At 67.6% G+C, this 21,610-nt stretch carries 25 protein-coding genes and 2 pseudogenes; 15 read left to right on the top strand and 12 right to left on the bottom strand.

Features of this window, described 5'->3' with window-relative positions; translation table 11 throughout:
* Positions 1 to 17: 17 nt before the first annotated feature.
* The 5 genes from O0K41_RS16385 to O0K41_RS16365 all read right to left on the bottom strand — a co-directional run bounded on the left by O0K41_RS16385 (position 18) and on the right by O0K41_RS16365 (position 3,414).
* Positions 18 to 605: a hypothetical protein gene (locus O0K41_RS16385; RefSeq protein ID WP_171039724.1), complete on the bottom strand. Its 588-nt coding sequence runs from the start codon at positions 603 to 605 to the stop codon at positions 18 to 20.
* Entirely contained in the window at positions 605 to 1,213 is a 609-nt protein-coding gene (locus O0K41_RS16380) for a hypothetical protein (protein WP_164222302.1), read from the bottom strand. The genes O0K41_RS16385 and O0K41_RS16380 overlap by 1 nt, the downstream gene beginning before the upstream one ends.
* A 75-nt stretch (positions 1,214 to 1,288) precedes the next feature.
* Positions 1,289 to 1,897, bottom strand: coding sequence for a hypothetical protein (locus tag O0K41_RS16375; RefSeq protein WP_049451331.1), 609 nt, complete (start codon positions 1,895 to 1,897; stop codon positions 1,289 to 1,291).
* Between the two features lie 48 nt (positions 1,898 to 1,945).
* Entirely contained in the window at positions 1,946 to 2,431 is a 486-nt protein-coding gene (ybeY, locus tag O0K41_RS16370) for an rRNA maturation RNase YbeY (protein WP_049451332.1), read from the bottom strand.
* Complete coding sequence (locus O0K41_RS16365) at positions 2,428 to 3,414, bottom strand: PhoH family protein (RefSeq protein ID WP_164222304.1); 987 nt, start codon at positions 3,412 to 3,414, stop codon at positions 2,428 to 2,430. The genes ybeY and O0K41_RS16365 overlap by 4 nt, the downstream gene beginning before the upstream one ends.
* Before the next feature lie 481 nt (positions 3,415 to 3,895).
* Here O0K41_RS16365 and O0K41_RS16360 point away from each other — a divergent pair, with 481 nt between their 5' ends.
* Genes O0K41_RS16360 through O0K41_RS16350 form a run of 3 tightly spaced genes read left to right on the top strand, consistent with a single transcriptional unit; the run spans position 3,896 to position 6,905 of the window.
* Complete coding sequence (locus O0K41_RS16360) at positions 3,896 to 4,852, top strand: HlyD family efflux transporter periplasmic adaptor subunit (RefSeq protein WP_049451333.1); 957 nt, start codon at positions 3,896 to 3,898, stop codon at positions 4,850 to 4,852.
* A 20-nt stretch (positions 4,853 to 4,872) separates the two neighbouring features.
* On the top strand, positions 4,873 to 5,796 hold the full coding sequence (locus O0K41_RS16355; protein WP_012479664.1) for an ABC transporter ATP-binding protein: 924 nt from the start codon (positions 4,873 to 4,875) through the stop codon (positions 5,794 to 5,796).
* On the top strand, positions 5,793 to 6,905 hold the full coding sequence (locus O0K41_RS16350) for an ABC transporter permease (RefSeq protein ID WP_308304530.1): 1,113 nt from the start codon (positions 5,793 to 5,795) through the stop codon (positions 6,903 to 6,905). The genes O0K41_RS16355 and O0K41_RS16350 overlap by 4 nt, the downstream gene beginning before the upstream one ends.
* A 190-nt stretch (positions 6,906 to 7,095) precedes the next feature.
* Here the strand turns inward: O0K41_RS16350 and miaB are convergent, their stop codons facing one another.
* Positions 7,096 to 8,514: a tRNA (N6-isopentenyl adenosine(37)-C2)-methylthiotransferase MiaB gene (gene miaB, locus O0K41_RS16345; RefSeq protein WP_012479666.1), complete on the bottom strand. Its 1,419-nt coding sequence runs from the start codon at positions 8,512 to 8,514 to the stop codon at positions 7,096 to 7,098.
* Positions 8,515 to 8,679: 165 nt separating this feature from the next.
* A complete protein-coding gene (locus O0K41_RS16340; protein ID WP_012479667.1) occupies positions 8,680 to 9,300 on the bottom strand; it encodes a glutathione S-transferase in 621 nt (206 codons plus the stop codon).
* An 80-nt stretch (positions 9,301 to 9,380) separates the two neighbouring features.
* Here O0K41_RS16340 and O0K41_RS16335 point away from each other — a divergent pair, with 80 nt between their 5' ends.
* The 7 genes and pseudogenes from O0K41_RS16335 to O0K41_RS16305 all read left to right on the top strand — a co-directional run.
* Positions 9,381 to 10,349 carry a WYL domain-containing protein gene (locus O0K41_RS16335; RefSeq protein ID WP_099605686.1) on the top strand — a complete coding sequence of 323 codons (969 nt, stop codon included), beginning with the start codon at positions 9,381 to 9,383 and terminating at the stop codon, positions 10,347 to 10,349.
* 46 nt (positions 10,350 to 10,395) lie between these two features.
* Entirely contained in the window at positions 10,396 to 11,316 is a 921-nt protein-coding gene (locus tag O0K41_RS16330) for a lytic transglycosylase domain-containing protein (RefSeq protein WP_099605685.1), read from the top strand.
* Positions 11,317 to 11,510: 194 nt separating this feature from the next.
* The gene (petA, locus tag O0K41_RS16325) at positions 11,511 to 12,131 is read left to right on the top strand and encodes a ubiquinol-cytochrome c reductase iron-sulfur subunit (protein ID WP_004151998.1); all 621 of its coding nucleotides are present in this window, start codon (positions 11,511 to 11,513) and stop codon (positions 12,129 to 12,131) included.
* Positions 12,131 to 13,390, top strand: coding sequence for a cytochrome bc complex cytochrome b subunit (locus tag O0K41_RS16320; protein ID WP_005408840.1), 1,260 nt, complete (start codon positions 12,131 to 12,133; stop codon positions 13,388 to 13,390). Before petA ends, O0K41_RS16320 begins: the two co-directional genes overlap by 1 nt.
* Positions 13,383 to 14,132, top strand: coding sequence for a cytochrome c1 (locus O0K41_RS16315; RefSeq protein WP_108270468.1), 750 nt, complete (start codon positions 13,383 to 13,385; stop codon positions 14,130 to 14,132). The genes O0K41_RS16320 and O0K41_RS16315 overlap by 8 nt, the downstream gene beginning before the upstream one ends.
* Before the next feature lie 134 nt (positions 14,133 to 14,266).
* Positions 14,267 to 14,902, top strand: a complete 636-nt coding sequence (locus tag O0K41_RS16310; RefSeq protein ID WP_005408842.1) for a glutathione S-transferase N-terminal domain-containing protein — start codon at positions 14,267 to 14,269, stop codon at positions 14,900 to 14,902.
* Between the two features lie 84 nt (positions 14,903 to 14,986).
* Positions 14,987 to 15,424 (top strand): annotated as a pseudogene (locus O0K41_RS16305) (ClpXP protease specificity-enhancing factor); the annotation flags it as partial.
* 61 nt (positions 15,425 to 15,485) lie between these two features.
* Here the strand turns inward: O0K41_RS16305 and O0K41_RS16300 are convergent.
* The 4 genes from O0K41_RS16300 to O0K41_RS16285 all read right to left on the bottom strand — a co-directional run bounded on the left by O0K41_RS16300 (position 15,486) and on the right by O0K41_RS16285 (position 18,138).
* Positions 15,486 to 15,836: a DUF3301 domain-containing protein gene (locus O0K41_RS16300; RefSeq protein WP_005408844.1), complete on the bottom strand. Its 351-nt coding sequence runs from the start codon at positions 15,834 to 15,836 to the stop codon at positions 15,486 to 15,488.
* A gap of 67 nt (positions 15,837 to 15,903) precedes the next feature.
* A complete protein-coding gene (locus O0K41_RS16295; RefSeq protein WP_088436335.1) occupies positions 15,904 to 16,905 on the bottom strand; it encodes a DUF2272 domain-containing protein in 1,002 nt (333 codons plus the stop codon).
* Between the two features lie 115 nt (positions 16,906 to 17,020).
* A complete protein-coding gene (nadC, locus tag O0K41_RS16290) occupies positions 17,021 to 17,872 on the bottom strand; it encodes a carboxylating nicotinate-nucleotide diphosphorylase (RefSeq protein ID WP_005408846.1) in 852 nt (283 codons plus the stop codon).
* Entirely contained in the window at positions 17,869 to 18,138 is a 270-nt protein-coding gene (locus O0K41_RS16285; protein ID WP_059033886.1) for a Trm112 family protein, read from the bottom strand. Before O0K41_RS16285 ends, nadC begins: the two co-directional genes overlap by 4 nt.
* 58 nt (positions 18,139 to 18,196) lie before the next feature.
* Between O0K41_RS16285 and purE the strand changes: the two genes are divergently transcribed.
* The 3 genes from purE to O0K41_RS16270 all read left to right on the top strand — a co-directional run bounded on the left by purE (position 18,197) and on the right by O0K41_RS16270 (position 20,299).
* Entirely contained in the window at positions 18,197 to 18,700 is a 504-nt protein-coding gene (gene purE, locus O0K41_RS16280; RefSeq protein ID WP_005412808.1) for a 5-(carboxyamino)imidazole ribonucleotide mutase, read from the top strand.
* Positions 18,697 to 19,845, top strand: a complete 1,149-nt coding sequence (locus tag O0K41_RS16275) for a 5-(carboxyamino)imidazole ribonucleotide synthase (protein ID WP_149500899.1) — start codon at positions 18,697 to 18,699, stop codon at positions 19,843 to 19,845. The genes purE and O0K41_RS16275 overlap by 4 nt, the downstream gene beginning before the upstream one ends.
* A gap of 112 nt (positions 19,846 to 19,957) precedes the next feature.
* Positions 19,958 to 20,299, top strand: coding sequence for a carboxymuconolactone decarboxylase family protein (locus tag O0K41_RS16270; RefSeq protein WP_005408850.1), 342 nt, complete (start codon positions 19,958 to 19,960; stop codon positions 20,297 to 20,299).
* Positions 20,300 to 20,413: 114 nt separating this feature from the next.
* Here the strand turns inward: O0K41_RS16270 and O0K41_RS16265 are convergent, their stop codons facing one another.
* The gene (locus O0K41_RS16265) at positions 20,414 to 20,992 is read right to left on the bottom strand and encodes a superoxide dismutase (RefSeq protein ID WP_088436364.1); all 579 of its coding nucleotides are present in this window, start codon (positions 20,990 to 20,992) and stop codon (positions 20,414 to 20,416) included.
* A gap of 121 nt (positions 20,993 to 21,113) precedes the next feature.
* On the opposite strand from O0K41_RS16265, the gene grxD reads away from it, so the two are divergent.
* On the top strand, positions 21,114 to 21,434 hold the full coding sequence (gene grxD / locus O0K41_RS16260; RefSeq protein WP_005408852.1) for a Grx4 family monothiol glutaredoxin: 321 nt from the start codon (positions 21,114 to 21,116) through the stop codon (positions 21,432 to 21,434).
* Positions 21,431 to 21,544, top strand: a pseudogene (locus tag O0K41_RS16255) (short-chain dehydrogenase); the annotation flags it as partial. The gene grxD and the pseudogene O0K41_RS16255, both read left to right, overlap by 4 nt.
* Between the last annotated feature and the right edge of the window lie 66 nt (positions 21,545 to 21,610).

Below are 21,610 nucleotides of genomic sequence, written 5' to 3'. Positions count from 1 at the left end.
CAGGATGTGACGGCCTGTCAGTGACTGCCGGTGGCCGGGGCTGGGGCGGCCGCGGCCGGCTTCTCTTCGGGCAGGTCCAGGCTGTAGGTGCAGCCGGCCAGGGTCTTGCCCGGGTGGGAGGCCACGGTGGAGACGCTGAGGATGATCGACTCGATCTGGGCCTCGCCGGTCTTCGGGTCGGTCACGTCGCGGCTGACCAGCTCGCGGCCGGCCATGAACTTGCCGTCCTGGTCGTAGCCGGTCTCCAATTCCAGCCGTTTGGCCAGCGGGCGTGGGTCGGCCTGGTCGAGGACGGCCATGACGCTGGCGCCGGCCACCGCCACCCGATCGGTCTGTTGGCCGAAGACGGTGATCGGGCTGGCCAGCCGGAACTCGCTCATGAACTGGTTGCCCTGCGGCAGCGGCTGCAGGCCCTGGGCCACGGCCTTCAGCGGATCGGCCAGCAGCGGCGCCAGCGCGGCCTGCTCGGCCACGCCCTGGCGGCATTCGATCAGGGCCGGCAGGTCCAGGCGGGCGGCGAAGGCGGAGGGAGCGGCGAGGGCACAGAGCAGGGGCAGACAGCAGCGCAGTGACACGGTCGGTTTCCGCAGGCGAGGGGCCGCCATCATAGCCCCGGCGAGCGCCGGAACAGCCCGCTGAGAAGGTGCAGGAAACCGGTCATCGCCCGCCGTACGACCATCAGTGAGAGAGTCAGCACGACCGCAAGCATGGCGACCTGCATCGATTGCCCCGCGAGGCGCACCACCGCCGGCCACAGGCCCGGGCTGGTCAGCCAGGGCATCAGTTCCGCCGCGGTTGTCCTGGCCACTTTCATGTACATCACGGCCAGCACGAACAGCACCAGCAGCGAGGTGCGGCTGGCGTGGAAGAACGGGAGTGCATTGGCCGGCCTGCCAAGCCACTGCTGCAGCAGCGTTCGCCACAGCACTGGCAGGGTCAAGGCACCGACCAGTATCAGCACCATCGACATTTCCCACAGCCCCGGCAGGTGGGCGGGTTCCGCTCTACCTGTGAGGTGCGGGCCGAACATGCCGATCGCCAGCCCGGCCAGCAGGCACACGGGCGACAGCAGGGCCAGGCTGCGCAGCAGCCAGTGCCTGCCGCCGGGGTCGCGGGCGCTGATGCGGCGCAAGGTGTAAGCGCCCAGCACCAGCAGGCCCGCGAGCAGGCCGGCGGCCATCGCAAACGTCGTGAAGCTGTTCCCTGGGTTCATCCTTTTTCCTTCCGCGTCCTGGCCGGTGTTGAACAGTAGCTCAGAGCATGGGCTGGCACTCCAGCCGTGGCGCAGTCAGGGCGGATTCCAGCGCGTGGCCGCTGGGTACCAGCGCAGCCTGACCGGGTAGCCCAGTCGCGCCTGCAGGTGGTCACGCACGGCCGCCGCCGTCGCGCGGTTGGCTGGGGTATCCCGCAGCTCCACCTCCAGCTCCCCGGTCTTGACATCCAGGCCATGGCCGAACAGGTCGGGCAGCTGGGCCCGCAGCCAGTCCTGCTGTGCGTGCAGGCGGCGCGTCATCTCCGCTTCGGTCATCGCGGCGCCGGTGATGTAGCGCACACGTTGCGGGCCATCCGCCCCTGGATGTGTCTCATCGGCCTCGGGTGCGGCGCCTGTCAGTCGCACGACAACGTTCCAGCCCCTCGCATTGTCCACCCAGATGCCGGCCAGACGTGCCGCGTGCCGCGCTTCCAGGCGCTCGATCAGTGCCCGTTGCTGGGCAGTGGCGACGATGTTGCGGGTTTCGCCCTCGCTGCTGCCGAAGAACGCCCGTAATTCGGCGATCTTTGCGGCGATGTCGGCCTCGCTGTCGCTGGCGGGGAACGGTGAGGGACGGTCAGGATCGGGCATCAGGCCTGCCCCGGACTGCAGTAGCGCGGCAAGCACAAGTGCGGGCAGGGTCATGCTGCGCTCCTCTTCCGTGAGTGCGTGGGCTCGGAACAGGGCCCGGTGTCAGCGCTCGCCCGCGTAGGGGTCGTCGATGCCCAGCTCGGCCAGGATCTCCCGTTCCAGCTGTTCCATCGCTTCGGCTTCCTTGTCGTCCTCGTGGTCCCAGCCGAGCAGGTGCAGCACGCCGTGCACGGTCAGGTGCGCGTAGTGGGCGTTGAGCGCCTTGCCCTGTTCGTCGGCCTCCCGCGCTACGACAGGTGCACAGATCACCAGATCGCCGAGCAGCGGGAACTTGACGCCCTTGGGCAGGCCTTCGGGCACGTCGGCCGGGAAGCTGAGCACGTTGGTGGCGTAGTCCTTGCCACGGTAGTGGCGGTTCAACGACTGGCCTTCCTTGGCGTCGACCACGCGGATGGCCAGGTCGGCCTCGCGGATGCGGCCCTTCAGCGCGGCAGCCACCCACCTGCGGAAGCTCACTGCCGCCGGCAGACCGGCACGCGGCAGGGCATAACTGACGGCGACGTCCAGTCGCACGGGACCACGGGTCATGGAGTTGCTCCAGGTTGGATCTGATGCAGGTCGCGGCGGTCGTAGGCGCTGACGATACGCGCCACCAGCGGGTGGCGGACCACGTCGCGGGATTCGAAGAAGGTGAAGCTGACACCCTCCACGTCGCGCAGCACATCGATGGCGTCGCGCAGGCCCGACTTCACGTGCTTGGGCAGGTCGGTCTGGGTCAGGTCACCGGTGACCACCGCGGTGGAGCCGTAGCCGAGGCGGGTCAGGAACATCTTCATCTGCTCGATGGTGGTGTTCTGTGCTTCGTCCAGGATCACGAACGCATCGTTGAGCGTGCGGCCGCGCATATAGGCCAGCGGCGCGATCTCGATGACGTTCCTTTCCAGCAGCTTGACCACCTTTTCCACGCCCATCATCTCGTACAGGGCGTCGTACAGCGGTCGCAGATAGGGATCGACCTTCTGGCTCAGGTCGCCGGGCAGGAAGCCCAGCTTCTCGCCGGCTTCCACCGCGGGACGGACCAGGATCAGCCGCTGCACGCGCGATTCGTTCAGTGCTTCGACCGCGCTGGCCACGGCCAGGAAGGTCTTGCCGGTGCCGGCCGGCCCGATGCCGAAGTTGATGTCGTGGGTTGCGATCTGGTGCAGGTAGCGGGCCTGGTTGGCACCGCGCCCGCGTACCGTGCCGCGCTTGACCTTGATCGCCACCTCCTGCGCTTCGTAGGAGCGCTCGGCGATCTGCTCGACATTGGCCTGCGTCAGGCGCAGGTGGATGGCGTGGTTGTCGAAGGTCGTTTCGCCGGCTTCGGCGTACAGCGCTTCAACCAGCTTCTGCGCCTCGACGATGGCTTCGTTCGGCCCGCTGATGCGGAACACGAAGCCACGGTTGGCGATTTCCACGCCGAGTTTCAGTTCGATCTGCCGCAGGTGCCCGTCGAACGGGCCACACAGGTTGGCCAGCCGTTCGTTGTCTTCCGGCGACAGGGTGAAGTCTCGATGCTCGATGCTTTTCATTGCTTCGGGTGGGGCGGACGCCTTCCACCGCAGTGTATTCAGGGGAGACAAGGGTAGCGCGCGTGCGGGGCACACGGCCAGCAGACGGTCGATACAGCGTTTTCCACACCCGGTGTGGACGGGGGGCGCGAAAACCTGTGGATAGACCTTCGCAATGCTTGTGCCACAAGGCCCATGAGGTCCTGGTGAAAAAAACGTCATGGTCGCTCGTCGCTTCGGCAGCACTGCCACGGGGGCCTGCACGGGGGCATTCATCGTGACGACAGTGCAGGTTTCGTTGCCGGGCGAGCAACAAAGCCGCGCGCTGGCGGATTTCCACAACGGTTGTGGAATGATGCCGAATCAACCTGTGGATAGGTGGTGCGGAGCCTTGCCGCAAAAGGCGTGCCGGCGCGTGGCGAAAAAACCGTCAGGGCTGATTGGAATCATTGAGGGTGCACGGGGCACATGGCACCGTGTCGCCGTCGCAGGAGGGGATGGCATGGGCATCGGCAACGGGATGCGAGGAATCGGACTGGCGGGCATCGGCCTGCTGGCCGGGTGTGGGCAGTCAACACCGACTGCACTGGGCACGCTGGAGTGGGACCGGATCACGGTGCCGGCGCCGGCGGCCGAAGTGATCGCCACGGTGGAGGTGCGCGAGGGACAGCAGGTCAAGGCCGGCGCCGTGCTGATGCAGCTCGACCCGGCCCGCGGCGACGCGCAGTTCGCCGCAGCGCAGGCTGATACGGCGCGTGCGCAGGCGCAGCTGGAAGAACTGAAGATCGGCCCACGCCAGGAGCAGATCGCGCAGGCCCAGGCGCAACTGGCCGCGCTGCGCGCACAGGCTGCCGAAGCAAGTGCCTATTACCGACGGGTCCAGCCGTTGGCACAGCAGCGCTTGATTGCCGCCGCTGAGCTGGATCGTGCACGTGCCGCCGCCGGCAATGCCGAGGCCAGCGTTCGTGCTGCCGAGCAGGCCTGGCTGGAGCGGGTGCACGGCAGCCGTGTGCAGGATATCGCCCAGGGCCAGGCCGCCGCCGATGCCGCGCAGGCGCAACAGGCAGTGCAGGCCGTGAACCTGCAGAAGCTGCAATTGCGTGCGCCGCGCGACGGCGTGGTCGATGCCCTGCCTTACCGGCAGGGCGACCAGGCGCCGGTCGGCGCGCCGCTGGCGGTGATGCTGGTCGGCGAGCGCCCCTATGCGCGCGTCTACCTGCCGCAGCCATTGCGGTTGCAGGTCAAGGTCGGGCAGGTCGCGCAGGTGCACCTGGAAGGGCAAGGCACTGCGTTGAAGGGGCATGTGCGCTCGATCCGCAGCGAGCCTTCATTTACTCCGTACTACGCACTGACCGGTGACGACGTCGCGCGCCTGAGCTACCTCGCCGAGATCGAAGTGGACGCTCCTTCCGACATGCAGAAGCTGCCGGCGGGAATGCCGGTGCAGGTGAGCTTCTGAACACCGGCAACGACATCGCGGTGCATGCCCAGGGCCTGACCCGCCGCTTCGGCGATCTGCTGGCCGTGGACAATGTCGACCTGACCGTGCCGCGTGGCCAGGTCTATGGCTTCCTGGGCCCGAACGGGTCGGGCAAGTCGACCACCATCCGCATGCTGTGCGGCCTGCTGGAACCGAGTGCCGGCCAGATCGAGGTGCTCGGCCTGGCCGTGCCGGAGCAGGCCGAGGCACTGCGCCGGCGCATCGGCTACATGACCCAGCGCTTCTCGTTGTATGAAGACCTTTCGGTGCGCGAGAACCTGGAATTCCTCGCCGCCATCCAGGACCTGCCGCGTACGCAGGCCCGGCAGCGGGTCGACGAACTGCTGCAGCAGTACCGTCTCCTGGACCGGCAGCCGCAGTTGGCCGGCACCCTCAGTGGTGGCCAGAAGCAGCGCCTGGCGCTGGCCGGCGCCGTCGTGCACGCGCCCGAGCTGTTGTTCCTGGACGAGCCGACCAGCGCGGTCGACCCGGAGTCACGCCGCGATTTCTGGGAGGCCCTGTTTGAACTTGCCGACGCCGGTACCACCGTGCTGGTATCGACCCACTACATGGACGAAGCCGAGCGCTGCCACCGGCTGGCGATCCTCGATCGAGGCGCGCTGGTCGCCGATGGCACGCCGGCCGAACTGTGTGCACGGCTGGACGGCCGCACGCTGCAGGTCACGTCGGCGCAGCCGCGGCAGGCCAGCCGCGCATTGTCTGAGCTGCCCGGCGTGCTGAGCGTGGCACAGATCGGCACGCAGCTGCGCGTGCTGTGCAGCGAGGCGGCCGCCGATACGCCAGCGTTGCGGCGCGCGCTGGCCAGCGCCGACCCGCAGGCCCGCATCGAGGCGGTGGCGCCGAACCTGGAAGACGTCTTCGTCGCCGCCACCCGCGGCCGTGGCCGGGAGCCAGCGGCATGAACCTGCGCCGGCTGTGGGCGATCATGCTCAAGGAATTTCGCCAGCTGCGCCGCGACCGCATCACGCTGGCGATGATCGTCGGCATTCCGGTGATGCAGCTGCTGCTGTTCGGCTACGCGATCAATCTCAACCTGCGCCACCTCGACGCAGGTGTCGCCGACCAGGCCAACAGTGCGGCGTCACGCGCGCTGGTGCAGGACATGGTCGCCACCGGCGTGATCACGCCGCGCAGCGAAGCCTATACGCCCGACCAGTTGATGCAGGCGCTGCGGCGTGGCGAGATCAGTGTCGGCATCGTGGTGCCGGCCGACTTCGAGCGCCGTCGCTTCGATGGACGCGAGGCGGTGCAGGTGCTGGTTGATGGCAGCGACACCGTGGTGCAGAGCGCGGCGATCCAGCTGGCGCAGGTGCCGCTGGAGACGCGACCGACCAGCAACACGCGGCCGCTGCGCGAAGGCAGCATCGCCGGGGGTCCAATCAGCGTGACCAGCTTCTACAACCCGCAGCGGCGTTCGGCGGTGAACATCGTGCCAGGCCTGATCGGGGTGATCCTGACCATGACCCTGGTGATGTTCACGGCGGTGGCGGTGGTGCGTGAACGCGAGCGCGGCAACATGGAGCTGCTGATCGCCACGCCGGTGTCGCGCAGCGAACTGATGGTGGGCAAGGTGCTGCCCTATGCAGCCATCGGCCTGCTGCAGACCACGCTGGTGCTGGTGCTGGGCACCTGGCTGTTCCAGGTGCCGATCCGAGGCAGCCTGCTCGATATCTACCTGGCCGCGGTGCTGCTGGTGCTGGCCAACCTCGCACTGGGGCTGCTGATTTCCACGCGCGCGCGCTCGCAGTTCCAGGCGATGCAGATGACCCTGTTCCTGTTCCTGCCGTCGATCCTGCTGTCGGGCTTCATGTTCCCGTTCGCGGGCATGCCGCGGCCGGTGCAATGGCTGGCCGAAGTACTGCCGCTGACCCACTTCCTGCGCCTGGTGCGCGGCATCATGCTGCGCGGCGCCTCGCTGTGGGAGCTGTGGCACGACGCGCTGGCGCTGCTGGGCTTCATCGCGGTGATGATGACCCTGGCGATCCTGCGTTTCCGCAAGCGTTTGGATTGAGGCATGCCGACCAACGGTCGGCATCCACCCCGGCAGGTGCCGGCCGCCTGCTGGCATCAATTCCGGCAGGTGCCGGCCACTGGCCGGCATCAATTCGGTGGGTGCCGACCGTTGGCCGGCATCAATTCGGTGGGTGCCGACCGTTGGCCGGCATCAACTCCGGTGGGTGCCGACCGTTGGTCGGCGCACCTTATTCCGCCACCACGCGCGCGCGCAGCGAATTGGTCAGCGCCTCGGTGATCACCACATCCACGAACTGGCCGATCAGCCGCGCCGGCGCCGGGAAGTTCACCGAACGCATGTTCTCGGTCTTGCCGGTCAGTTCGTTCGGGTTCTTGCGCGAAGGGCCTTCCACCAGCACGGTCTGCACGGTACCGACCATCTTCTCGGAGATGCCGGCGGCGTGCGCATTGATGCGCTCCTGCAGGCGCGACAGGCGCGCGTGCTTCTCGGCATCGCTGATCGTGTCCTCCAGGTCGGCCGCCGGGGTCCCCGGGCGGCGCGAATAGATGAAGGAGAAGCTGTGGTCGAAGCCGATGTCCTCGATCAGCTTCATGGTCTTCTCGAAATCGGCATCGGTTTCGCCGGGGAAGCCGACGATGAAGTCCGAGCTGATCGAGATGTCCGGGCGCACCGCGCGCAGCTTGCGGATCTTCGACTTGAATTCCAGCGCGGTATAGCCGCGCTTCATCGCCGACAGTACGCGGTCGCTGCCGGCCTGCACCGGCAGGTGCAGGAAGTTGGCCAGCTGCGGCACGTCGCGGAACGCATCGATCAGCGAGTCGCTGAACTCCAGCGGGTGCGAGGTGGTGAAGCGGATGCGGCCGACGCCGTCGATCTCGGCGATGGTCCGGATCAGCAGGCCGAGATCGGCGAACTCGCCATCTCCATAGGGGCCGCGATAGGCATTGACGTTCTGCCCGAGCAGGTTGATTTCGCGCACGCCCTGCGCGGCCAGCTGCGCCACTTCCACCACCACGTCCTCGAACGGGCGGCTGACTTCGGTGCCGCGGGTGTAGGGCACCACGCAGAACGAGCAGTACTTGGAGCAGCCTTCCATGATCGACACGAACGCCGAAGCGCCTTCGGCGCGCGGTTCCGGCAGGCGGTCGAACTTCTCGATCTCGGGGAAGCTGATGTCCACCTGCGGGCGCTTCTGCTCGCGGCGTGCGCGGATCAGTTCCGGCAGGCGGTGCAGGGTCTGCGGGCCGAACACAAGGTCCACGAACGGCGCACGCTTGATGATCGCCTCGCCTTCCTGCGAGGCAACGCAGCCGCCCACGCCGATGATGACCTCGCGGCCCTTGTTCTTCAGGCCCTTCCACACGCCCAGCTGGCTGAACACCTTCTCCTGCGCCTTCTCGCGGATGGAACAGGTGTTGACCAGGATGACGTCGGCGTCTTCCGGGGTATCGGTCAGTTCCAGGCCATCGCTGGCGGCGAGCACGTCGGCCATCTTGGCCGAGTCGTACTCGTTCATCTGGCAACCGTGGGTCTTGATGTACAGCTTGCCTTTCACCTGGTCGGGCTTGCGCGGACCGGCGGGCAGGGCAACGAGCGGGGCACCGCCCGGCGTGGCGGGCGGAAAGACGTCTGGCGTCCCGGTCATGGCGCTTAATCCATTCGGGTGGCGGGAAAGCCGGCAATTCTACCTGCATCCCGGCGCGTACGCCGGCCCAGTAGAGCCAGGCCATGCCTGGCTGTATTCATCCACCCATGGCGTGGATCTACTGGAACTGCGGGTCCGCCCCCCGGCCGCGCCCGGCGGCACGCCTCAGGCCGCCACCAGCTCCGCATCGATCTGCCGCGAACGGTCGAACGCGGTCATCGCGCTCATCCGTGCGATGTAGTCAGCCGTGGCCGGCGCCGGCTGTACCAGGCCAAAGGCCGTGGTCCACGCCAGTGCATTGCCCCACAGCACGTCGGCGGCGCTCATGACCTCGCCCAGCAGGTACGGGCCCTGCGCCAGCTGGGCCTCGACCACCTGCAGCACGGTCTCGGCATCGTTGTACGGCGACATCAGGCGCGGCGGCGGCTCGCGGTGCATCGCCTTGTCGATCATCGCCGGCTCGAAACAGGCGCCATAGAAGGCCATCCAGCGCAGGTAGGGGCCGCGCAGGGCGTCGCCGATCGGCGGTGCCAGCCCGGCTTCCGGGTAAAGGTCGGCCAGGTACAGGTAGATCGCCACCTGCTCGGTCACCAGTGCGCCGTTGTGGACGATGGCCGGCACCTTGCCCATCGGGTTGATGGCCAGGTAGGCCGGGGCCAGGTTGGCGCCGGCTTTCAGGTCCAGCACCTGCATGCGGTAGTCGGCACCCAGCGCTTCGAGCAGGGCCACGGCGCCGCTCGAGCGGGAACGGGCGGCGTGGTAAAGGGTGATCTGGCGTGAATTCATGGCATTGCTCCTTGCGGTGGGTGGTGAACTGGAGGCCATCCTGGGGCACTATTGCGGACGACTTCTGTCCTCGATCCTTCATGCGCCATACCGCCCATCGTCTGCTGCGCCTGATCGCCCTGCTGCAGGCCCGCCGCCAGTGGTCCGGGGCCGAGCTGGCCGAGCGCATGGGCGTGGACCGGCGCAGCATCCGCCGTGATATCGAGCGCCTGCGCGAGCTGGGCTATCCGGTGCAGGCCTCGTCCGGGGTCGGCGGCGGCTACCAGTTGGGGGCCGGGGCCCCGGTGCTGCCGATGCTGCTGGACGAGGAGGAGGCGACCACCCTGGCCATCGCCCTGCGCGCAGCCTCGGCCACCGTTGCCGGGATCGACGACACCGCGCGTGGCCTGTTGTCCAAGCTCGATCCGTTGGTGCCGACCCGTCGTCGCCAGCAGGCCGGCGAGGTGCATGCAGCGACGGCCACCCTGTCCGACCTTCCGTCCACCGACGCACGCCTGCTCGGGCGGCTGGCCCAGCACTGCCGACAGGCGTCACGGCTGGCCTTCGAGTACCGCAGCGCGCAGGAAGCCGTCACCCAGCGCGAGGTCGAGGCCCAGCACCTGGTCAATTACGGGCGACGCTGGTATCTGCTTGCCTGGGACCTGGGGCGGCAGGACTGGCGCACCTTGCGCGTGGACCGCATGGGCGCCGTACGTGAGTGCTCCGGGCCGGGCCTGCACCGGCGCACCCCGGCGCCGCCCGATGTGATGGTGCGGCAGGCGGTCAGCCAGGCGCCGTTCGCGCTGCAGGCCATCCTCCGCCTGGCCGGCAGCCATTCCGAGCTGGAAGGCCGCATCCCGCCGTGGTGTGGAGTGCTGGAAGCGGATGGCCCCGACCACTGCCTGCTGCGCATGGGCGCCGAGAGCCGCGGCATGATGCTGGCGCAGATTCTCAGCCTGGACCGCCTGCCCGTGGCGCTTTGGACCACCCCGCCGGGCCTGCGCGACGAACTGGCGCAGCGCCTGGCGGGCCTCGGCCAGCTGCTGGCTGTGCCGCCGGTCACAGGCTGAGCCACGTCGCTTGGCAAGCCCCGGCGAAGCTGGGACACTCGCCGCCATGAAGGGGATACTGGGGACAACGGCGATCATCATCGCTGCGCTGACCGCTGCGCCGGCCAGCGCTGGAACCCTGTACAAGTGCCAGGGCGCTGACGGCGTCACCAGTTATGTGAGCAAGCGGGTGGCCGGCGCGCGCTGCAGCACCATCAGCTACACCCGTGACACCCGCCCGGCACCTCGACCGGTGGTGGCCGCGCCCAGGCCGGCATCCACCACGGTGGCCAGCATCGAACGCAACCCGGTGGCCGTTGCCGCGAGTGCCGCAGCGCCGGCAACGGTCGCGCCTGCGTCCGTGCCGGCATCCGGTCCCGCACAGCCGGTCGCCTCACGCAGCGGGCGCATGGTCAGTGGCCAGGTGTATTCCTTCATGAAGGATGGCGTGCGCCACTACACCAGTGCGCGCCCGACACAGGTGGCCAACCTCGGCCCGGTCCGGACCATCCGCTACAGCTTCATGGAGCGCTGCTATGCCTGTGGGGTCAATCCACGCGTGGACTTCGGCACCGTGCGACTGAACACCTCGGCCTTCCAGGCCGAGATCACCTCGGCCGCGCGCGAGTTCGGCGTGGAGGAGGCGGTGGTGCGCGCCATCATCCATGCCGAGTCGGCCTACAACCCGACCGCGCTCAGCCGTGCTGGCGCGCAGGGCCTGATGCAGCTGATGCCGCCGACCGCCGCGCGCTTCGGCGTAAGCGATTCCTATGACGCCGGGCAGAACATCCGTGGCGGCGTGCAGTATCTTGCGTGGTTGCTGAAACGCTTCAATGGCGACCTGACCCTTGCCGCAGCCGGCTACAACGCTGGCGAAGGCGCGGTCGACCGCCACGGTGGCGTGCCGCCCTACAGCGAGACCCAGTACTACGTGCGCCGGGTCGGGCAACTGGCCGAACGTTACCGCACCGCCCTGAGTCACCAGTAGGCGCCGACCGTTGATCGGCACTCCTTTGAAAGGTAGTGCCGGCCGCTGGCCGGCAACCCCGCAATCAATGTTGTTGCAATGCGTTGTGTGGCGCGCGACGGTTCCGCTACACTCGACCGTGATTCAATGCGGCTCTGGCCCCCACCGGATCCGCTGGCAGCCTTAAAGCTACCTAATCAATATCGGAGTGCCGGATGGCCAACGATGGGGTACACGATCCAGTCAACACCGGACGTCGGCGTTTTCTTTCTGCCACCACAGCCGTGGTGGGCGCCGTTGGCGTCGGATTCACCGCCGTTCCTTTCATCAAATCCTGGAACCCCAGTGCCCGCGCCAAGCTTGCCGGCGCACCGGTGGTGGCCGACATCAGCGCCCTGCAGGAAGGCCAACGCCTGATCGTGGAATGGCGTGGCCAGCCGATCTGGATCGTCAAGCGGTCCAAGGCCATCCTCGATGCGCTGCACGGGCTGGACGGCCGTCTCAAGGACCCCGAGTCCGGCGAGAAGGACCAGCAGCCGGACTACGTGCTGAAGCAGAACCCCGAACTGCGCTCGATCAAGCCGGATATCTCCGTACTGGTCGGCCTGTGCACGCACCTGGGCTGCTCGCCGGAAATGGTCGCCGAAATCCGGCCTGAGCCCTACGACCCGCAGTGGAAGGGCGGTTACTTCTGCCCGTGCCACAAGTCGCGCTTCGACATGTCCGGACGCGTCTTCAAGGACGTGCCGGCGCCGATCAACCTGAAGGTGCCCGCGCACCATTACCAGGACGACAACACCATCATCATCGGTGTCGATCCGCAGGGGGCTGCCTGATGGCCAATATCCTCAGCCGTACCGCCAGCGGCGTGGCCGACTGGGTCAACGCCCGCGCGCCCGGCCTGATGCCGGTCTACCGGAAGCACGTCAGCGAGTACTACGCGCCGAAGAACTTCAACATCTGGTACTACTTCGGTTCGCTGGCGCTGCTGGTGCTGGTCAACCAGATCGTCACCGGCATCTTCCTGACGATGCACTACAAGACCAGCGCCGCCGAGGCGTTCGGCTCCATCGAATACATCATGCGCGATGTGGAGTGGGGCTGGCTGATCCGCTACATGCACTCCACCGGTGCCTCGCTGTTCTTCATCGTGGTCTACCTGCACATGTTCCGTGGCCTGCTGTACGGCAGTTACCAGAAGCCGCGCGAGCTGGTGTGGATCCTCGGCATGCTGATCTACCTGGTGTTGATGGCCGAAGCCTTCATGGGCTACGTGCTGCCGTGGGGCCAGATGTCGTTCTGGGGCGCCAAGGTGATCATCTCGCTGTTCGGCGCGATACCGGTGATCGGCAACGGCCTGACCGAATGGATCATGGGCGATTACCTGCCCAGTGACGCCACGCTCAACCGTTTCTTCGCGCTGCATGTCATCGCTCTGCCGCTGGTGCTGTTGCTGCTGGTGGTACTGCACCTGGGCGCGCTGCACGAAGTGGGTTCGAACAACCCCGATGGCGTGGAGATCAAGAAGGGGCCGAAGGGCAACCGCTGGTCGCCGAACGCACCGGCCGATGGCATTCCGTTCCACCCGTACTACACGCTCAAGGATGGCGTCGGCGCCGGTTTCCTGCTGATCATCGCCGCCTTCATCATCTTCTTCGCGCCCGGTTTCGGCGGCCTGTTCCTGGAGCACGACAACTTCACCGAGGCCAACCGCCTGGTGACCCCGGAACACATCAAGCCGGTCTGGTACTACACGCCTTACTACGCGATGTTGCGCGTGGTACCGAACAAGCTCGGTGGCGTGCTGGTGATGTTCTCGGCCATTGCGATCCTGTTCCTGGTGCCGTGGCTGGACAAGGCCAGGGTGAAGTCGGTGCGCTACCGCGGCTGGATCTCGAAGGTGATGCTGGGCGTGCTGGCGGTGTGCTTCGTGTGGCTGGGCGTGATTGGTTCCGGCCCGGGCACCGACGTCCACGAGACCTACATCGGGCGGGTGCTGACCTTCCTGTACTTCGCGTTCTTCATCACCATGCCGCTATGGACACGGTTGGACAAGACCAAGCCGGTACCGGAGAGGGTGACCACCCATGACTGATCGCTGGATGGTCCGGTTGGCCCTGACGGCCACCCTGATGCTGGGCAGTTTCCTGGCCTCCGCCGCCGAAGGTGGCACCAAGCTGCTGCAGGCCGGCAACGATCTGGGCGACCGCGCTTCGCTGCAGCGCGGCGCGCAGCTGTACATGAACTACTGCTCCGGCTGCCACGCGCTGAAGTACCTGCGCTATTCGCGGATGGCGCAGGACCTGGGCCTGACCGAGGAAGAGGTGATGAACAACCTCAACTTCACCGGCTCGGCGATCGGCGACCCGATCCCGGTGGCGATGCCCAAGGAGAACGCGGAGAAGTGGTTCGGCAAGATGCCGCCCGACCTCAGCCTGATCGCGCGCGTGCGGGGCAGTGACTGGGTCTACACCTACCTCAAGTCGTTCTACCTGGACAGCAGCCGGCCGCTGGGCTGGAACAACGCGCTGTTCGCCAATGCCTCCATGCCCAACCCGCTGTGGGAGATGCAGGGCCTGCAGCATGCGGTGCACGGCAAGGCGGAAGCGCCCGGCATGGACCCGCCGGTGACTGGCCTGAAGATCGAAACGCCCGGGTCGGTCGATGCCGGCCGGTACGACCAGGCGGTGCGGGACATCACCAACTTCCTCGAGTATGCCGGTGAACCGGCCGCGCTCAAGCGCCAGCAGCTGGGCGTGTGGGTGATCCTGTTCCTGGCCCTGCTCACCTTCCTGCTGTACCTGCTGAAGAAGGAATACTGGAAGGACGTTCACTGAATCTGCCGCCGGCCATCGCACGGGCCTATTGGCTTTTGTGATGGTCGGTTGCACACTCGGGGAGGAGTCGACCGCCGGCACGGTGCCGGCGGCGCCGATGCGGCAGGCGGTCTCCTGTCGTGGGAGAGCCTTTGATGGCGGCGAGCGTACGCATGCGCAATACACTGACGCTGTTTTCCTCGAACGACGATGTACTGTGCCACCGTGTACGCCTGGTCCTGGCGGCCAAGGGTGTGACCTTCGACTTCGTTCCGGTCGATCCACAGAACCCGCCTGAAGACCTGATCGACCTCAATCCGTATCACTCGGTGCCGACCCTGGTCGAACGCGAGCTGGTGCTGTACGCCGCATCAGTGGTCAGCGAGTACCTGGACGAACGTTATCCGCATCCGCCGCTGATGCCGGTCGATCCGCTCTCGCGTGCGCGCATCCGCCTGGCGATGCTGCGCATCGAGCACGACTGGGTGCCACAGGTGCAGGCCATCCAGCTCGGCAACAAGACCCAGGCCGAGGCTGGCCGCAAGCGCCTGAAGGAGCTGCTGACCGCCTCGCTGCCGCTGTTCAAGGCCAGCAAGTTCTTCCTCAACCCGGAAATGAGCCTGGCCGACTGCGCGATGGCGCCGATCATCTGGCGCCTGCAGTCGCTGGACGTACCGCTGCCGAAGGACGGCAAGGCGATCGAGGACTACGGCAACCGCATCTTCCGCCACCCCGGTTTCGTCCGCAGCCTGACCGATCAGGAAAAGAAGCTGCGCGATCTGCCGGTCTGATCCGGGCCTGCGTTACCCGTCTGCACGCCGACCGGCGTGCAGGTGATCCGCCCCGGCGGGGCGCCGGGCGCGTACACTTCACGCATGACCGAAGACTTCTTCCACATGACCAGCCACCGCCCGTACCTGCTGCGGGCGCTGGTGGAATGGATCAACGACAACCAGCTGACCCCGCACATCCTGGTCGACGCCGGCGTTCCCGGCGTGCAGGTCCCGCCTTCGGCGGTCAAGGATGGCCGGGTCGTGCTCAACATCGCCGAACGTGCTGTCGTGCGGCTGATGATCGACAACGAGATGGTGAGCTTCTCGGCGCGCTTCTCCGGTACCAGCTACCCGGTGCAGGTGCCGATCAGCGCCGTGCTGGCCGTCTACGCCCGCGAGACCGGGCAGGGCATGGCGCTACCGGATGACATCCCGGGCAACGAGACCGCTCCGACCAGCGATGAGCTGCTGCACGAGGAAGGCACGCCGCCGGACGATACGCCGCCAGCCAGCCCGCCGCCGAAGGGGCGCCCGAACCTGGGCGGGGAAAATAACCCTGTAACGGGGGGGGGCCGACGGTGGGGCGCCACGCCTTCAGCCCTTACACATCCTCGGCATCGTCCACATCCGCGCGGATCTGGCTGATCCGCGCCGCGCCCGGACCAGTGAATGAGATCAGCTGGTCGCCGCGCAGCACCATGCGGCCCACGTGGCGATCGATGCCGTCGTAGGAATACTCGAACTTGAAGGTACGTTCGAAGCCGAGCCGGCCATCTTCGCCGCGCGACAGGCGCAGGCCGGTGGCGTGCACCGCCTGATCCAGCCATTGCACGTCGGCAGCACGGCAGGCATTGCGCCCCAGTTCGACCGCGCGCTCGGCGGCCGAACGCGCCGCGTTCCAGAAGAAATAGATGATTCCGCCGGCAATCAGCAACAGCAGCAGGGTGGGCATGGCGTCAGCCGTCAGGGGTCGATCCCGCAAAGATGGCGGCGAACGCGCGCTGGATCAAGCGCTGCACTCACCGCCGCGGCTGCGGTTCGCTGGACATCGGCTGCGCGGGCACGATGACCGGTTGCGGTGCCGGAGTGGGCTGCATCGGCGTCGCAGTGGGCGAGGGCATCACCAGCGGTGAGGTTGCAGTCAGCTGCAGCAGCGCTGCCCAGTCCTGCCGGTTGAAGCTGCATTCGTCCTCGCGACCTGGTGTGCAGCCGGGGTCGATGCCGGTGCTGTTGCGTTCGCGTGCCGGAGGCAGCTTGATCAGCCCCGTACGATCCAGCTGCAGCAACCGCATCGCTACGGTGTTCATCACGTTGCCACCGATCAGGTACAGGGTCTGGTCGCCGCCGAGGTTGGCCGCCACCACCACTTCGCAATGCGATTTCCAGTGGCCCACCGAGCCATTGCCCAGTGCCTGCACCAGCCCGCTGTAGCTGAGCGTGGTGCTGCGGTCGCGCAGGAAGCACAGCAGGTCGCCCGGTGCGGGTTTGGCCGTGGCCGGGTCGACCAGCCGGTACGGCACGCCCGAGGGGCCGCCCTGGTAGGCGGCACGGATGTAGTCGATGTGGCGTGGCGACGTATTGAAGCCAGGAACGCCGGACTGCACCATCACCCAGGAAATGAACGCGGCCGACCACGGGTTGTCGATCAGGAAGGCGCGGCAGTCGCTGTCGGTGTAGCGCGTGCCCAACGGCGCCAGGCAACTGCTGGCGCCCGCGATGCTGCCCATCGCATTGAGCGTGCCGCTGTTGCGCCAGTAGCCGGCCACGCGCTGCCAGGCGATCAGGCCATTGTCCGCCAGGTGATCGCTTTCGGCCTCGGTGACGCTGAGGCTGGCGGCACGGCCTTCACGATCGATGAAGGGCCGGTACCAGAGCCGATGCTCATTGCAGGCGGTGTTGCGGATGGCCACCGCCAACGGACTCAGGCCGAAGCGGGGCGGAACATCGCAGGCTTCGGCGGCCGCTGCGGACAGCGGCGCCGCGGCCAGCAGCAGGCAGGCAGGCAAGAGCATCCGGCGCATGCGCGGCTCCTGTGGGGGATGACCGCAGCGTCGCAGCGCTGTCGTGAACGCCGGGTGTGAGAACGGGGTCGGATCCCTTTTCCCATGGAAAAGGGATCGGCCCCCACGCCATGCCTCAACCCGGCGGCGGGCCCAGCTTCAGCGACAGATCGATGGCCTGCACGTGCTTGGTCAGTCCACCGATGGAGATGCAGTCAACGCCGTCCTCGGCGATCGAACGCAGGCCGCCCAGGCCCACGCTGCCTGACACTTCCAGCGGAATGCGGCCGGCCGTGATGCGCACTGCCTCGCGGCGCAGGTCGGGGCTGAAGTCATCCAGCAGGATGCGCTCGCAACCGGCTTCCAGCGCCTGGCGCAGCTGGGCCAGGTCCTCGACCTCGACCACCAGCGGCAGCGCGGGCCATTGCCGGCGCGCGGCGGCCACCGCCGCGGCCAGCGAACCGGCGGCACGGATGTGGTTTTCCTTCAGCATCACCGTGTCATAGAGGCCGAAGCGGTGGTTGTCACCGCCGCCACAGCGCACTGCGTACTTCTGCGCCAGGCGCAGGCCAGGCAGAGTCTTGCGGGTGTCGAGGATGCGCGTGCCGGTACCGGCCACCGCCGCCACGTAGCGGGCAGTGGTGGTGGCGGTGCCAGACAGCGTCTGCAGGAAGTTCAGCGAGGTGCGCTCGGCGCTGACCAGGCTGCGGCTGCGCCCGTGCAGCAGGGCCAGCACGGTGCCTGCGGTGACCGCGTCACCTTCGGAGACACGCCATTCGATGCGCACGTCCGGGTCGAGTGCGCGGTGGGTGGCGTCGAACCACGGACGGCCGGCAATCACCCCGTCCTGCTTGCACAGCAGGTAAGCGCTGTCGGCCTGGTCGGGCAGCAGGGCGGCGGTGACGTCGCCGCTGCCCAGGTCCTCGGCCAGCGCACGCGCGACATCGGCGGCGACAACGGCCGCATCCGGCGTCGGCAGCGCGCTCATGCGGCCGGGAAGTCGGCGATCTGGGCGGTCGGAATGGCTTCCTCGGCCAGCAGCACCGGGATGCCGTCGTCAACGCGGAACACCTGCTTGCGGTCGCGGGTGACCAGCGCTTCGCGCAGCGTCTGCGCCAGCGGGTTGCCATCGGCCTTGTTCACCGCGCCGGCGGAAATGGCCTTGTTGAGGGCTTCCAGGCCCTTGCCATCCAGCAGGGACAGGGGCTGGCGGGTGTCCGGCGACACCAGCAGGTCGAGCAGCTTGCGATCCATGGTTCTTCGTCTTGCGTGGAAGATGGCTAGAATACGTCTTTAAGGCAGGTGACGGCCAATGACCCCCAACCCGATCGCGCCGCTTGTCGGCATCGTCATGGGTTCCCGTTCCGACTGGGAAACCATGCAGCACGCCGCCCAGAAGCTTGAAGCCCTGGGTGTTCCGTTCGAAGTGAAGGTGGTGTCCGCGCATCGGACGCCGGATGTGTTGTTCAGTTACGCCGAGCAGGCGGGCCCGCGTGGCCTGCGCGCGATCATCGCCGGTGCCGGCGGTGCCGCGCACCTTCCGGGCATGATCGCCGCCAAGACCGCCGTGCCGGTGCTGGGCGTGCCGGTGCAGTCCAAGGCCCTCAACGGCATGGATTCGCTGCTGTCGATCGTGCAGATGCCGGCCGGCATCCCGGTCGCCACCTTCGCCATCGGCAATGCCGGCGCGTCCAACGCGGCGCTGTTCGCTGCTGCGATGCTGGCCAGCGACCAGCCGGCGATTGGCCAGGCGCTCGACGCCTTCCGTGCACGCCAGACCGAAGACGTGATGGCCCACGACGATCCGCGCCAATGAGCCTGACCGTCGGCATCCTGGGCGGCGGCCAGCTCGCCCGCATGATGGTCCTGGCCGGTGCGCCGCTGGGACTGCGCTTCCAGCTGTACGACCCGGCGGCCGACGCCTGCAGTGGCCCGCTGGCGCCGCTCACCGTCGGTGCCTTCGATGACCGCCACGCGCTGGCGGAATTCGCCGCCAAGGTCGATGTGGTCACTTTCGATTTCGAGAACGTGCCCGCAGACAGCGCGCAGTTCCTGGCCGACCGCGTGCCGGTCTATCCGCCGCCGGCCGCGCTGGCGGTGGCCCAGGACCGGTTGAGCGAGAAGAGCCTGTTCCAGCAGTTGGGCATCCCGCTGCCGGCCTTCGCTGATATCCGCAGCCGTGACGAGCTGGCTGCGAAGGCGGCTGAGTTCGGCCTGCCGTGCATCCTCAAGACCCGCCGCCTTGGTTATGACGGCAAGGGCCAGTTCCGCCTGCGCAGCGAGGCCGACATCGACGCCGCGTGGGATGCACTGGGCGCGCAGGTCGAGCGTACCGGCCTGATCCTGGAAGGCTTCGTAGCGTTCCAGCGCGAGGTCAGCGTGGTCGCCGTGCGTGGCCGCGATGGCAGCTTCGAAGCCTGGCCGGTCACCGGCAACTGGCATGTCGACGGCGTGCTGTCGGCCAGCGTGGCACCGGCTGTGCTGTCCGATGCCGAGCAGCAGGCCGCGATCGGCTATGCCCGCCGTGTCGCCGAGCACCTGCAGTACGTCGGCGTGTTCGCGCTGGAGCTGTTCTGTCGCGATGGCGAGCTGTTGGCCAACGAGATGGCGCCGCGCGTACACAACTCCGGCCACTGGACCATCGAGGGCAGCGAGACCTCGCAGTTCGAGAACCATCTGCGTGCCGTGCTGGGCTTGCCGCTGGGCAGCACCCGCATGCTCGGCCACGCCTGCATGCTGAACTGGCTGGGCGCGATGCCGGATGCGGCACCGGTGCTGGGCCAGGCCAGCGGCCATTGGCACGACTACGGCAAGGAGCCGCGCGAAGGCCGCAAGGTCGGCCACGCCACGTTGCGCGATGACGATGCTGCCGCGCTGGCCGATGCGCTGGAGCAGGTCGGCCTGGAGCTGGATCGCCAGGCCCAGGTGGCCCCGGCGGTGCACGCGCTGCGCAATCGCTGAGCCCGGTAGTGCCGGCCGCTGGCCGGCAGTGCAACGCTGTGAAGCGCCGGTGCAGGCATCGGCGCAACATTCCCGGTGGTAGCGTGGAGCTCCTTTCACAGGAGTCACCCCCATGCTCGACTGGAATGCCTACCGCAAGGAACTGAAGGGTCGTATCGGTGAGATCGGCAAGCTCTCACCGGATACGGTCAAGGGCTACGCCACCCTGGCCAACGCTGGCGCGCAGACCAACCATCTCGATGCGAAGACCCGGGAGCTGATCGCGCTGGCGGTGGCGGTCACCACCCGCTGCGACGGCTGCATCACCGTGCACGTGGATGCCGCGCTGAAGCACGGTGCCAACCGCGAGGAAATCGCCGAGGCGCTGGGTGTGGCGGTGTCGCTCAATGCCGGTGCGGCGCTGGTGTACTCGGCGCGGGTGATGGATGCGGTGGCCGCGCACGAGAACGCGTGAAGCCACGCTCTGCTTTCCGGTAGTGCCGGCCGCTGGCCGGCAGATTCGCCATCTCTGTACACCGATGGGGATGCCGGCCAGCGGCCGGCACCACCCCGGGGCGGAGCCGTTGCCTCAGCGTAGCTGGCTCTCAGCGAATTCCCAGTTGACCATCTGCCAGAACGCGTCCAGATAGCGCGCGCGATCATTCTGGTAGTCGGTGTAGTAGGCGTGCTCCCAGACATCGCAGCACAGCAGCGGTGTGCTTTCACCCGTCAGCGGCGTGCCGGCATTGCGGGTCGCCTGGATGCCCAGCTGTCCGCCCGGATGCTGCACCAGCCACACCCAGCCGGAGCCGAACAGGCCCAGCGCGGTGCGGTTGAATTCCTCGCGCAGGCGCTGCACGTCGCCGAACTGGCGCTTCACCAGCTCGCCCAGGCGGCCCTGCGGTTCGCCGCCACCACGGGGTCGCAGGCATTGCCAGTAGAAGCCGTGGTTCCACGCCTGGGCGGCCGCATCGAACAGCTTTCCCTGGGCCTGGCGGACGATCTCCTCCAGTGACGCTTCTTCCCACTCGGTGCCGAGGATGCCGGCATTGACTGCATCCACATAGGCGCGATGGTGGCGGCCGTGGTGCAGTTCCAGGGTCTGTGCGGACAGGTGCGGCTGCAGGGAGCCGGGAAGGTAGGGCAGGGCAGGCAATTCGACAGGCATGGACAGGTTCGTGGCCAGAGGGGCGGCGGCAGCCGGTTCCATCCGCTTACAATGGCGGCTACCGTGGGCAGTCTAGCCGACCACCGCGGTCGGTTTGTCCGGCGAAGCAAGGAGTGAGGTTGTGGCGGTAATGCAGCAAATCCAGGCCGAGGTCGATCGTTACCCGCTCGTGCTGTTCATGAAGGGCACCCCGCAGTACCCGATGTGCGGCTTCTCCAGCCGCGCCGTACAGGCGTTGATGGCAGCCGGCGCGGTCACCCTGCGCACCGTCAACGTGCTGGAAGAGCCCGAGATCCGCGCCAACCTGCCGCGGTTCTCCAACCTGCCGACCTTCCCGCAGCTGTTCATCAATGGAGAGCTGATCGGCGGCTGCGACATCGTCCTGGAATTGTTTGAAGCCGGCGAGCTCAAGCGCATCGTCGAAGAGGCGACCCAGGGATGAGTGCCTGGCCATCGACGTCACCGACCAACGGGGCGCTCGATGGCCGCCCGTTGCAGGATCGCGTGGTGCTGGTTGCCGGCGCCGGCGGTGGGCTGGGCAGTGCGGCGGCCCGTTGCCCCCCCCCCCCCCGGGCCCCCCGGGGCCGGCGGGGCCGCCCCCCCCCCCCCCCCGGCCGG

Origin of the sequence: Stenotrophomonas sp. Sm2128, from assembly GCF_030985535.1 — a bacterium.
Lineage (GTDB): Bacteria > Pseudomonadota > Gammaproteobacteria > Xanthomonadales > Xanthomonadaceae > Stenotrophomonas > Stenotrophomonas maltophilia.
The sequence above is the reverse complement of the archived record's forward strand: the minus strand, read 5'-3'. Positions and strand labels throughout refer to the sequence as shown.